Origin of the sequence: Flagellimonas olearia (assembly GCF_009184425.1) — a bacterium.
Lineage (GTDB): Bacteria > Bacteroidota > Bacteroidia > Flavobacteriales > Flavobacteriaceae > Flagellimonas > Flagellimonas olearia.
In genome coordinates this window covers 214,488-227,868 of the sequence record NZ_WELG01000001.1, presented here as the reverse complement: position 1 = coordinate 227,868, position 13,381 = coordinate 214,488, and the positions used below count along the sequence as shown (strand labels likewise).

The 13,381-nt window shown below is 40.9% G+C and carries 10 protein-coding genes; 1 reads left to right on the top strand and 9 read right to left on the bottom strand.

The features are described from left to right. Positions 1 to 136: 136 nt before the first annotated feature. Positions 137 to 655 (bottom strand): DUF5004 domain-containing protein, encoded by a 519-nt coding sequence (locus F8C76_RS00920; RefSeq protein WP_152130058.1) that lies wholly within the window; start codon positions 653 to 655, stop codon positions 137 to 139. 221 nt (positions 656 to 876) lie between these two features. Here F8C76_RS00920 and F8C76_RS00915 point away from each other — a divergent pair, with 221 nt between their 5' ends. Beyond that, positions 877 to 1,188 (top strand): hypothetical protein, encoded by a 312-nt coding sequence (locus tag F8C76_RS00915; protein WP_152130057.1) that lies wholly within the window; start codon positions 877 to 879, stop codon positions 1,186 to 1,188. 61 nt (positions 1,189 to 1,249) lie between these two features. On the opposite strand, the gene F8C76_RS00910 is transcribed toward F8C76_RS00915, so the two are convergent. The 8 genes from F8C76_RS00910 to F8C76_RS00875 all read right to left on the bottom strand — a co-directional run bounded on the left by F8C76_RS00910 (position 1,250) and on the right by F8C76_RS00875 (position 13,379). Further along, positions 1,250 to 3,502 (bottom strand): transglutaminase-like domain-containing protein, encoded by a 2,253-nt coding sequence (locus F8C76_RS00910; RefSeq protein WP_152130056.1) that lies wholly within the window; start codon positions 3,500 to 3,502, stop codon positions 1,250 to 1,252. 93 nt (positions 3,503 to 3,595) lie between these two features. After that, positions 3,596 to 4,327, bottom strand: coding sequence for a carbohydrate-binding family 9-like protein (locus tag F8C76_RS00905; protein WP_211372091.1), 732 nt, complete (start codon positions 4,325 to 4,327; stop codon positions 3,596 to 3,598). Positions 4,328 to 4,329: 2 nt separating this feature from the next. After that, on the bottom strand, positions 4,330 to 7,524 hold the full coding sequence (locus tag F8C76_RS00900; protein ID WP_170283926.1) for a DUF4962 domain-containing protein: 3,195 nt from the start codon (positions 7,522 to 7,524) through the stop codon (positions 4,330 to 4,332). A gap of 216 nt (positions 7,525 to 7,740) precedes the next feature. After that, positions 7,741 to 8,448, bottom strand: a complete 708-nt coding sequence (locus F8C76_RS00895) for a 6-phosphogluconolactonase (RefSeq protein WP_211372090.1) — start codon at positions 8,446 to 8,448, stop codon at positions 7,741 to 7,743. Positions 8,449 to 8,559: 111 nt separating this feature from the next. After that, on the bottom strand, positions 8,560 to 9,879 hold the full coding sequence (gene nagA / locus F8C76_RS00890) for an N-acetylglucosamine-6-phosphate deacetylase (RefSeq protein WP_249042331.1): 1,320 nt from the start codon (positions 9,877 to 9,879) through the stop codon (positions 8,560 to 8,562). A gap of 52 nt (positions 9,880 to 9,931) precedes the next feature. Further along, on the bottom strand, positions 9,932 to 11,173 hold the full coding sequence (locus F8C76_RS00885) for an Nramp family divalent metal transporter (protein WP_152130054.1): 1,242 nt from the start codon (positions 11,171 to 11,173) through the stop codon (positions 9,932 to 9,934). A 360-nt stretch (positions 11,174 to 11,533) separates the two neighbouring features. Continuing rightward, positions 11,534 to 12,112 carry an RNA polymerase sigma factor gene (locus tag F8C76_RS00880; protein WP_129653163.1) on the bottom strand — a complete coding sequence of 193 codons (579 nt, stop codon included), beginning with the start codon at positions 12,110 to 12,112 and terminating at the stop codon, positions 11,534 to 11,536. A gap of 343 nt (positions 12,113 to 12,455) precedes the next feature. After that, positions 12,456 to 13,379 carry a hypothetical protein gene (locus F8C76_RS00875; protein WP_152130053.1) on the bottom strand — a complete coding sequence of 308 codons (924 nt, stop codon included), beginning with the start codon at positions 13,377 to 13,379 and terminating at the stop codon, positions 12,456 to 12,458. Positions 13,380 to 13,381 lie beyond the last annotated feature (2 nt).

Here is a 13,381-nt window from a genome sequence, read left to right as displayed (position 1 = left end):
ATTTTTCTTAAAATACTACTAGCGAAGACAAAACCACCCAATACATGTATTGGGTGGTTTTGTTTTTTTATCGGTCCATGCAAAAATGGATGGATATATTTTTTGATGTACCCATCACCTATTTCAGTCAATCAATCTATGGTGTTAACGTATAGGTAAAGGTAATATCAGTCTGTACAATATTGCCATTTTCCTCGGTGACCGTATAGTTACCCGAAAAGCTAAATCTAGTTTCATCCGCGCTGAATACAACGCCTATATTCTGAAGTGTACAATTTCTTACCAAACCCAAAGTCTGTGATGTCAATTGCCAACTTCCCTCTACAGTGACCGCCTTTTCACAACCTTCAAAACTTTGACTCTGTCCTAACTGATATATCCGATTGGAATTAAAGGTGTAGAAAGTGCTTTTTTGACAATCCGAATACTGGGCATATATGTCATTGCTGGGATTGTCTTCGCCATCATCCGTAATATCGACTTCTTCCATTGAAACTATGGACGAGAGTATCCATGTCCCTATCAATTTTTGCTCATTTGCATCAAGCGCCCCCGTAAAATCCCCTGGGCAATCTTCTCCATCATCAGAAGTGCACGAAGTAATAAAAATTCCAGTAACCAGTGCCGCAAGGCACACAAAAGCATTTTTTTTCATAAAGTAAGGTTATATCATTTATAGATTGATGACATAAATGTATTAAGGTTGCATTAAAAAGTAATGGAATTTAATAAATACCTTTTGTTACATCCCCATTACTTTGATGATCACTGGGCTGCTTGCCGTTTGTGTTATCCCGAACAATACCTTGTAAAACAAGCATCAAGTTGAGTTCAGAAAAAAATGATACTTTTCCAAAAGCAAACCAATATGCCAAAATGGAAGTACAACTATCCGAAATCTTTATCTTCAAAACCATAGGATTACGCTATAGTAAAGAATCCTTGATGGTATTGGACATCAACACGGAGTTTACCGAACGTTTGTCCAAATACTGGGGTTTAACCTATCTGGATAGTAATGAAGTGGAAGGAAATCTATGTTATGCCCAAAATCAAAATTTACGACCTGGCTATAGGATGGTGTTTTCAAAACTGGACATTCTAAATTATCTGGATCGTCAATTAAAACCTGGCGTGTATCACATTGAATCGGACTCTGTTGTTTTTTCCAAAACCATTGATTTTTAGAAGTAGGTACAAAAAAATTAGTTTATCTCCGTATAAATCTTTTAATTTTTAATAGATATATCTATTCTGGCATAAACCTTACGGTCATATAACTTATTGGTCCTTTATTGCCCAACACATCAACCGTTCTAATCTCCAGCCTGTTTATTCCTGTTGATAGTTTCCACAGATAGGTCGCGTCTTCGGTATTCAACATATTGTTGTTATCCTTGACCTCAAAATATCTTAAATTGGGACTGTTGGTAGCCATTACAATTCGCAATAGACCATCTTGGCTTGCAGGCTCAGCACTAAAATCAACAGAAAACAGGTTTTCGTATAGGTCAGATTCACGGGAAACAAAGTTTCGATGTTCATTGGTCATTGGGGTCTGAGCATCTGTCCAGGCTAAATACCCATCCCATCCCCAATGGGTACGGCCATGATTTATAGGCATAGGCAAAGGCTGGCTAAGCCAATTGCTCCGTGGAAGCCAGCGTAGAAAAGCGGTATTGAAAAACCCGTAACCACCTGCATATCCCGGGGCCTGTCCTTCGGTTACCTTCCACCAGACGTAATCTTTCAATTGACCTGACAAAGCATTGCCTCCCGTCTGTATTTGTATAGGCAAACTTGAAACGTCCATATCTTTTGAACGACGATCGCGATCTTCAATAGTCCACGAATCCCTATCCATAACCTCATCTGGATAATAGGTGTCCAAAAAAATATGGTGCAATTCAAGTACATTCAATGGGATGTTCGTTTTTTTATAGACAAACATCGAATCAAAGTTTGCATCCATCATGATCCATTTCCCGTAATCGCGGGACCATACCTCCACCACCTCGTGTCCTCCCATCACCGAATGGTTAATGTTAACGATCCTTGCAGGGATTCCAAAACTCTGGCAAGCCTGTGCCAATACAATTGAATAATACAGGCAATATCCCCCCACTTTTTTGGGATTACCCATACGATCCTTATCATCAAGAATATGAAATGCATTCCATTCGGTTTGGGCCTCAACTTCCACATCTGGCAAAAACCAATCCCAATGCTTGGCCACCCACCCCCTTAGCTTCAATATTTTCTCAAATTCGGTAGTGGCCCCCTTGACCACATTATCCAAATGATAATCTTTACGTAACTTTTGGAGTGCGGGTAGCAAAGTATTCTCATATTGAAATTCATAGGAACTTCTAATCAGGGGGTAAGTATTGGAGCCTACAATGGAGATGCTGTTATGCAAAGCTTCTTCCCAATCCAACTCACTATCTATTTGAAACCCTTTTAAGATGGGTGTATCCTTACCGGTTTTTGAGACAAATTCAATCCTAAATTGAACATACCGATCATGCCCTGGCTCAATGATCCCATTGGTCTCCACCTCTTGCCAGTCGGTCCATTCTCCGGCTTCAGGCCATTGGGTATTGCCCTTTCTCACTTTTACCAAGACGCTTTCATCTCCTCCCACTTTTACTGAAAATTGTGAAGATTCAACAAAGACGGGGAGTTTTAATATTTCCTCTTGGGCAGAGGCTGCCATATCAATGGTATTGGTCTGTAACCAACCACTTTCTTTATATGCCCTTAGGTTTAACCGAATGGGGTATTCACCCTTCTTATCACTGTTGACGCCCAGACCTTCATGGGACCATGTCAATCCATTATCCAAACTCCTTGCACTTCGAAAATTAGGGGTATGGGGTTCTAAGGACCCATACCTATAATTGTCATACAATGCGATGGGAACATGAAATATAGACTCCGAGTCCTTAGTGGTTACCTGAATTTCATTCTTACCCGTTTTGATGTAGTCAGCGGGAATAGATATGGAAGTCCAGTTATGGCGTACCTGGTAAAAAATGGGATCATTTCCATTCACACGGACCTGTAGTTTTCCTTGTTTTGTATGGTCGGATGTATTTACAGCATAAATCAGTATGGCCAATTTGGCGTCGGTATCGGGCAATCTATCTACCATCAGGGTCTTCTTCAACACGGTCCCCTTCTTGAAGATTTCCCACGACCCTTCATCGATAGCGCCCAATCCGGAAGCATCATCTTCAATTAGAATACGATCTTCAAGAACAATCCTGTCATCTTTAAACTGTAGGCCTTGGGAAGTGGACATATCCCATAATTCTTTGGCGGTCCATTGTTGTTTCTTTGTATGTTTTAAAACAATCGATGAATCCCCTAAAGTTCCATCTTCCGACCTTTCTCCATTGGAAGGCAGCATAAACACAGATGGACCGGTCATTGCCAACCCCAACCCACAGGTTATACCCGCTATCTTGACAAATTTGCGCCTATCAACTGATTTCTTCATGTGCTTTATCAATTTAGGGGACCTTGAGCTTTTCAATACTGACCTATATGATTTTTTCCCTTTGAATGGATTTCCGTACGTAATGGAATACCGTTACCGGAAACGTAGGGTCCCAAAAAACTCCGGTAGGTGGAATTGTGGCTTGGGGTTATCCACATACGACCATGTGAGCCAATGAGGATGTGAACTCTTATCCGCAATTTTATAAAAATTGGCCTTCCATTCCACCCCCGGGGCTGGATACTCCATTTCATCAAAATACGTGGACAATACATCAAATGGAATCCGATACTCAAGGGTCCATGTAACAGGTTCCTTGATCTCGGGGTACACTTTTTTAGGAAGGGAATGTGCCGCGGTTATGTGATCAAAACTTTCCTTGGGAATTTTCAATTGTCCCTTTCTGGCCTTTTCTTGAAATTTGAACAACCCTGTTCCACCGCAGTTCATTTCCAAGTTAAAATACCCTTTCTGTATATCTTGTCCCGGTGTGAAGAAAAACTCCACGGTACTGTCTTGGGAAACTGGGTCTTGATACTCCTCCAGAACACATCTAACATATTGATCATCCACTTTATAGATCACATAGATAGCCTCCTCGTCGTACATAACCTTCACTTGGACTTTTGGCATGTGCTCTGGATATTCCCCCATGTGGTTCTCCAGTTGTAATGGCTGGACATCCCTCCAAGCATCTTTTGACCAATCCCCGTCTATTTCAATGGGGACTTCCCTTTTGGCCACCTCATATACATTATCCACTTCTTCTGGGCTACACCCGAACAACATAGGCAAAAACAAAAACAGCATTAGCTTGTTACACATTACTACCGCTTTATGGATATATCGTTTCTACCTGACGGCACCATGATTTTCAATAATCCATCATTGGCCACATACTCCCATGCTTGGTGTTCACTACCATTCATTGTCACCGAAGAAGGACTCCGATCCATTGATATCTCCAATTCGGTTTCCTTATCTGATTGTACTTCCAATTTATTTGTTGATGGTTCCGAACTCCATGCGAATGTTATTGGAACCCCACTTTTGATTGAAATACCATATCCTTTGAAATCGTTTCCTTCAAAATAAACCTTATCCAGAGTTCCATTCCTATTTAAAGAGGCGGTGAAACGATTGGCATCCGTGGAAAAACCAAATATTTCATTGGAAGCCTCCTCCACCCTAAAGGCACCTACATCGACCGTTCCATCATTGTATTTTACTTGGGCGGCAAGCCATCCCTCTTCATCTATCCGCGCGGTTTGGGGTCGTTGCCCAAAAGCTCCCGACAGTTGGGGTTCGGGCAACAGTACAGCCATGAAGTTTGCTTCCGTTAAGTTGGGCGCACTGGTAAGTGTCACAAAACTTTCGGCATCGTCCTTATTGGTACGGATAACACCAGACTCGATTTTTGGGGAAATAATATCAATGGTCATTCTGGCCTTTGGACGATCAATCGTAACCCTGTTGTTCTTATAATCCATGGAATTTTCGGGAGCATGGAAAAGCCAATCGTAAACATGACCTTCCGTTGATTTACTTTTTACTTGATCAAGAAGAAACATTGCGCGCGACTTATTAAAGAGCATTGTACGGTTGTACTTCTCCAGCTTGTCTTTGTACACGCTGGTTAGATCTCCCTCAAATGCATCTGCTATTTCCCCTGCAAAACCATGTGTTCTTGGCCAGATCCTATGGGCGGCAATACCATTATCGTAATGTGCCGCCTTCTGACTTTCAGGATCATGGTCTACCAGCATTACATTATGGGCAATGGCCTGTATGTTGTATAAATTGTAATCCAAATTGGCATAATACCCCCCTTTACCGTACTCAGGGTCCGTAAGCAATCGTTCTCCATTGACATTGATTTGAAAGGTACCTTGATCAAAATGATAATGGTTGGAATGGGGGCCCATTCTAACGCTTATGATTGTTGAGGCATCATCCCAACCTGAACGCATCACCATCCCTTGGGCATTAAAAATCTTGGAGCTTGGCAAGGTATTCCTTGAAACCGGGTCTATATCATCCCTATACCATAAATACCCAAAATATCCTCCTTTACCTTCATCCCAAAAAGATTTTACATGGGGATATAAATATGGATTGCCCATTCTATACACAAAATATTGGGCATGATCTTGGGTGAATCCAGGTATTGAACTCCATCCACTGCCCTTTTTATTCAAGCTGCTTCCAGAATGAAGTTTGGAAAATCCACCAAAGGTATGGCCTCCATCACCAAAATCGGGCATTATTCCACTTGGGTGTGTGGCCTGCAAAGGATATTTGTAAAAACTTTTTACATTGGTGGACTCAGTCCAATCTATCCCAAAGTTTCTTTCAAAAGCCTCCATAATAAGCACTATTTCGCGTGTTGCCATATTCATGTAACCCGACTTGGGTTCTCCATAGCTTCCATCTTCATAATAGGTGTTGTCAATAAACGCCTTGGCTTTTGTGATAATTCCCGAAAGATAGGGTTCCAGATAGGGGTTATCGGGATCATCACCATAGATTGCGGTAGCTGCCACACCGTGACCACCCACCAAAACGGCTATATGGTTGGTGAGGTTGGATGACATCCGGTTCATTTCCACCATATCCCTATGGAAAAGCTTGAGTCCCTTTTCCATAATGGCTTCTCTTACCATTTTTTGTTCTTCTTCCGTAAGTAGATCATGCAGCAAATCATATCCATACGAAACCGGCAAAAGGGTGTACCCTACTGGGTAATAGGTCCAGAATTGTCGCTCGAGCATCCAAGCTGCATTCCACTTTTTGAAAGCGCACAATTTTAACAATGCCTCTTTTGCTTTTTCGCCAGCTTCGCGATCTCCGGTAAATGCATAGCGAAAGCTTCCTTCCTCTATGATCCTTCCCAGTGCCCTATTGGGGTTGTTCCATTCTGCATAGGCGTTAAAACCAACCGAGGTCTTTGAGTATGGTCCTCCTACCAAATTCTCAGCGGTATAGTCCACCCCTTCATTAATGGAGGCAATATCCACTTCCATAAAATCGGTATCCTCCAATGCGTTTTCCAGGATTTTCTTGGCCACTGGCGAAGTCTCGTTTTCCAGTCGCTCTTTTAATTCTCCTTTGGAAAAGAACAAACGAGGGTGCTCTGTAGGGCGTTTTCCGGGCATAAGGAACTTGAAGCCCCACGCTATTTTTTTCCCATCCCCAGAGGTTCCTTCAAGTACTATTTCCCACTGCCCCGTGGCATCCTTTTCGGTTGGGCTATAAATGGATTCATTTATCCATTCCCCTCCTTCTTCCTCAAAAGTGATGTCCTGTTTTACAATATTTCCTTGACCATCAAACAGTGTTCCTTTCACCTGATTGAGCTGAACATTACCTTCCGGTTTTGTCCTTAAGGCTATATCCTGTCCATGAAAAAAGTGTTTTTTGAGTACGGAAACCCCGAACATATCAAAATTCTCGGATGGGGGTGTCGTTGCAATGAATTGCCTTTCACGTTCTCCATTTATAGAGAAATCATCCATCAGTATGGTATAGGTATACAGATAATACACTTGAGGGTAACTTGCCTCAATGGTTGCCACTTGGATATGTTCTCCCGCTTTCAATGGGCCATTTTCAGACTTAAAAGCCTCTATGGGAATGTCCAATTCAATCCATTGGTTCGCCTCTACGTTTTCAATTATATGGTGATAGAGTTCGCCTTCAAAAGTACCCAGCGATACATCCAATTTCTCCGCATTCCGATCGCTCTGCAAATAAATTGCCATTTTCACTTTGGTTTCCGGCAGTGTCCAGATATCGATTCGCTTTGTGAAACCTTGGTAAACTTCCACTATATCATTGGGCTTTACAGGCCTTGCCAATGCATACTTACTGTTATTATGGGTGGGAGTCTCATGAGTGGAGAACAGGGCATCAAAACCAATATCCTCTGCATAAGGGTACTGCTCCCAACCGTACAACTCGCCTGTCTCGAAATCATCGAAGATGGTATATGGAATTCTTTCAATGGAACTTGAATCCCCCATACACCCGAAGATTATAAGAGATGGAATTATCAATAAAACAATTTTGTCCAAATTCGGTAATCTTAGTTTTATCTTCATTTTACTTTAGTGTTAGGTTGGGTTTACAGTTTTAGGGAACACATAAAAAATGGGTTCATTTGGTTGGTTTCTGGAATCAACGATCCTCTGGGAATGATACCCAACACAAGAAACCATTGGTATTAAAAACAACGTTGGTTATAACATAGCAGCGCTTGCTTCGTCTATGAACAACTCTGCATGGGGGTGTTTCCTCAATATTGTGGAGGGGTAATTCTCCTGTATAGGGTCATTTATGGTATGTCCAATGGCCTCGGCTTTATTAGGTCCAGGGGCAATGGCGTAGGCATAAGTAGCTTTGAACAGTGCCGGAATGGTCAATGTAATGGCATGTGTAGGAACTTCTTCTATTTTATCAAAGCATATTTCATCCTCTGGATCTACTTGTTGCTGTCTGTTTTTTTCATCCAGGTCTACAATCTTTACAACTTTAGGATCATTGAAATCGGCTACGTGCGGGTCATTGAATGCAAGATGGGTATTCTCTCCCACTCCCAGTATAACAATATCAGTAGGATGCTTTTCCAATAGTTCCGTATATCTGGCACACTCCTGTTCTTGCTTATTTTCATCTCCATTCATATAATGGACACTCTTAAATGGCACCTTATCAAAAAGAGCCCCCTTTAGGTAGTTTCCAAACAATTGTGGTGCACTTTTGTCCACACCGATGTATTCATCCATATGAAATGCATTTATCCTACTCCAATCCACATTTTTATCTGCAAGGGAGGTTAAAAATTCATTCTGAGACGGTGCTGCGGCGAAAACAATATTCACTTGATCCTTCTCTTTCAATAAAGATTGGATCTTACTGCTAATCACTTCTGCTGCGTCTGCCCCCATGAGTGACCTAGTTTTGTAAATATTGACTTTCAACTTGTCTTTTGAAATTGTTTTTTTCTCCATAATTCTATTGTCCTTTAATTTTTATGTTCACTATTTTTTAAACGTGATTTATTTTTCCTTGTCATATACCACCCGACCCTTGACAATGGTCTTGGCTATTTCCACATTATCATTGAAAATCACGATATCTGCATCCTTTCCGGGAACTAGGGATCCCTTAGTATCTGAAACTCCCATAATATTGGCCGGTGTTATACTGGCCATTCTAACCGCATCGCATAATGGTGCTCCGGCCAAATTCACCATGTTGCGCACCAACCTGTCCGTGGTTGCCACGCTGCCCGCAAAAGAAGTTCTATCGGGTAATTTGGCAACCCCATCTTCCACAATAACCTTTATGCCGTTTTCAAGACTTCCCAAAATACTCTCTTCGCCATCTGGCATTCCGGCGGCACGTATGGAATCCGTGACAAGTGCAATCCTATCTGGACCTTTGGTACGGTATATTAACTTTAACAAAGAAGGTGGGAGGTGCTTTCCGTCCGCAATTACCTCAACATTCATTTCATCAATAAGAAAGGCGCTTTCCACCCCACCCGCAAAGCGGAAAGAATGCTTGCGTATTACCCCGGTCATTCCGGAGTATAGGTGTGTGGCCAGGGTACATCCATTTTCAAATGCTTGCAAAACATCTTCATAAACAGCGGATGTATGCCCCATTGATGGCAGTACTCCTTTTGATTTCAAATATCTGATGAATTCTATTCCACCTTCCCTTTCAGGTGCGGAATCCCATCGTTTGATCATGGGTGAACGGGATAGTATCTCTTTGTACTCTTCTGGATCTGCATTTCTAATGTACTTTGGGTTTTGGGCGCCCTTTTGCTCCATTGAGTAATATGGTCCTTCCAAAAACACACCTAAAAATTGGGCCCCCATAGTGTTTTCCTTATTTGCCCTCTCATAAACCCCCAGATTCTTGTACAACTCTTCCTTGTCTCCGGACAATGCTGTTGGATACATCGATGTTGTTCCATGCATGGCATGTAATTCCGCCGCTTTTAAAAAGGCATTTACCGAACCATCCAAAAATGAATGACCACCTCCCCCATGTACGTGGAGGTCTATAAAGCCCGGGGAAATGGTCAAGCCCTTTGCATCTATTTCCAAAGCTCCTGGAACTTCAACATTGGCCGACCCTACCTGTTTGATTATTCCATCTTCAATGACAATGGTCCCATTTGCTATAGTTCTGTAAGGGGTTATGATATTTCCATTATATAGCTTAACCTTTCCTGTATTGGACATAACCGTCCCTTGGCTGACTTTTTTCTCTCCACCCATCGAATTTGTTGCATACAGTCCACTTCCGGCAACAATAGAAGCCATTCCTAGTTTCTGAATAAATTCTCTTCTGTTTTCTGACATCTTCTATGTTTTTATTTTGACAATATTCCCCAGTATCTTTCATGAATTGGACTTAAAAAAATCCTTTTATGGCAAAGTATGTGGTCACTAAAGAAAAAGCGATTACGATGATGAGTCCAATATTCATGGGCAGTGACGCCAAGTATTTGGTTGACATGATGCCTTTTTTGTTCAACAACAGAAAAACAGGAATGGCAACCGCAGGCAATATTGCGGCTTGGAAAGCCATGGAAAAGACCATTAATATGGTAGGACTATGTTCCAAGAACAGAGACCCAAAAGCAAACAAAAGTCCAATAACGATCAATACCCGAAAAGGTGTGGATTGGATATCCCTGGGCTTATTGGAATAATCTGAAATCAACCAAGGGGCGATCAATACAATTGGAAATATGGTCGAAAGTCCTGCTCCCGTAATACCCAATATCAAAAGTAAAGCGGCAACCTTGCCCCCAATGGGTTCGAAAAGCGATATCAATTCAAGCGTATTGTCCAGTTTTAATCCCATAGTATGGAGTGTACCTGCCGCAACCGCCATAATCAATCCACTAATAAGTAGCATCATAAAAGATGATACAAATGCATCCCTTTTTTCATCTTTAAGGTTATTGATGTTCCATCCCTTTTCAAGCACAACGGTACTCCTAATTATAAAAACCGCCGCAGAACATGTTGTTCCCGCCATTGCCGCTACTAATCCAAATGCATCGGGCGAGTCTGGTATGTCGGGAATCATTCCCGAGGCGATCATACCCATATCCGGAGCCACCATGAAAAAGACCACTACAAAGCTCAGTGCCATAATGATCACAAAAATGGTCAGTACCTTTTCAAATGTTTTATACTTTCCGTACCAGAATAGGATGGACAAGAAAAAAATGAAAACCAGAATAATCCACTCCTTCGCTATCATTGTACCATTCGTCAATAAGCGAATTCCTTCCTGCACCAAATCCGCCACTATCCCCATGATTCCTATCAGGGCCAATAGTTCTCCCAAAATCAGGGCTGCCATAATATAAAGCGCCAACCACTTCCCTCCCTTCAATTCAGTTTTTATATTGAACAATGCTGTTTTTCCCGTAACCAAAGTAGTCTTGCCATAAGCAACCATTAGGATATAAGTGAAAATGCATGAAATAACAATGGCCCAAAATAGGGTCATGCCATACGTTGCCCCAGCTTTAGCCATGGTGGTGACACTACCTGTTCCAATATTATAACCAATAAGAAAAAGCCCAGGCCCAATGGCACCTAGGAATATCAACACTTTCTTTTTTAGAGTATTTGGCATCAATTACCTTTTTTTTAGAGTACGTATTCTCTTGTTTTACATTCAACTTCTGTCCTTATTGTCCTACAACAAGAACTGCATAGCTTCTCTTAGTAAATGACCTTAAAGGAGCTGAAAGTCCCATTCATAAGATCAAAAAACCTTTGGCTGTCAACATTCCATCCTTGTTCCCCCCTAATAATGAGTTGGTTAATCCTTAAAAAGATATAGTATCCATGTAAACTTTCCATGCTTTTTGTGGAATTTATGGGCAGGGGAATGCTTCTGATTGTTCTAATGATGATTGAAATAAAATCTTGGAGTATTAATTGGTTATCGTGCAGTCTTTCAAAATAAAGTTGGAGTGGAATGCCATGCCAACTACCATAACCCAATTAAACCAATGAATGAAAAAAGATGGGAGAAAGAAACCCGCAACTGGGAAATGGCCTTTCCCAATTGGTTTTGAACAGTTTTCCTTGATACCCCCAATGCGCTGGATATCTCTTTAGTGGTCAAGTCTTCATGGAACCGCAGACGAAATATCTTTTGCCTCTTTGGGGGCAGCTGTTCTACATGGGACTGATATTCCTTATGAAACTCCTCCCATAAAATACCTCTATCCGCCAGTAATCCTGCTTCTTGAAAATTTTGAATATTGTCTATGAATGGGCACTTCTTTTTCTCTTTGGCTATGACCTTAAAAACTTGGTTACGTATTGCCACATGCAGATAGGCTTGAAAGTTGGATATGGGATTTTCTCTCCTGAGCCATATTTTGACAAATACATTTTGAACCACATCTTCCGTTTGACTCGAGTTTCCCAAGCGGGCAAATGCTCTGGAATATGCCCAATCCCAATATTTATTATATAGTTTGTTGAAAGCCGCTTTATTGCCTTGCTCCATTTGCAACAATAACAGCTTATCACTTTCGCAGTTCACTTTTTCGTTCTCCATAATGGTCTTTTTAAAACTAGTATGTGCGCTTTCAACAACTACTAAACATCGTTTTTTCTTTCTGTGTACATATGTACACGATTTAAATTTATTCTTTTTTTTTAATAATCAAATATTTTTAACACTATAATTTCATTTTTTTTTGTTACACCCAGTTTTTTACCCCATAAGCATATGCTTTTATCAATTTTATTGAGCAAAATTCAAATTATATCACTCTTAGGAAGGTAGGTCTATCCATGAACCTTAAGGTTTTGCCATTTAAATCAATACAGTCTTTATATTCAATATGCTGGGGGATTTAAAAAAGTGATGCGAAAACCAATTTGTTTTTTTAATCATCCTATCGATTATCCAGTACATTGAGCAACTTGTCATTGAATAGTTTTACACCATTCTGATTTAAATGATGGGAATCATAGAAGTTTAAGGAATCGGTCAGAGCCTCTATCCCATTAAAATTATAGTATGCAGAGTAGCCCTTCATAATGCTGTCATAATACTCGTTGCCCAGATATCTATCATAGTTGGAATGCGGTATGGGGGCATACACCAATATCACTTCAATATTCCTGGTTTTAAGCTCATGAACGATATCCGAAAAAACGGCAACTTGGCCTTCATCAAGGATAATCTTCTTTTTTTCGTATTGCTCCACAGGTAAATCGTAGCCTTCTTCTTTTTCAACGAACCCCCCTGGGATATATATGTCGCCTTCCTTTTGTATGGGTTCTTCAAAAGCTTCATTTAACCTCAACGCATTATGTACCAAAGCATAAAGCAATGTGTTGTAGGTCTTTATATTATTGATTTTTAACACCATCCCAAGGGTAAGTTTATCAATCCTGTCGTTAGCAATTAGGTCAAGGGTTGATTCCACACCATCGATCATAAATGTTTCGGGGTACATTTCATAAATCACCATTTTTGGGTTCAACTTATCCAGATATCTTTCCAGAAGGATTTTTGTCTGAATGGGCGTTTGGGAACTTGATCCCAAATTAAAGGTTTGATACCCATGATCGGAAAAAATTCTGGTATCAAATCCCCTATATGCATGGGACGAACCTAAAAACAGTATATCTACATCTTTATAATTTCCAACCTCGGAAAGTCTTGAATACATATGTCCAATGGAGCCAATCTTATAGTTGATATTGGGTTTATATTCCATTGGAAGACCATACCCCCAAAGAAAAGTGGCCAGAAGGTAAACCAAGCCCGCAAATGGAATGAACATAAAAATATCCTTGATGAATCTTCGCATGG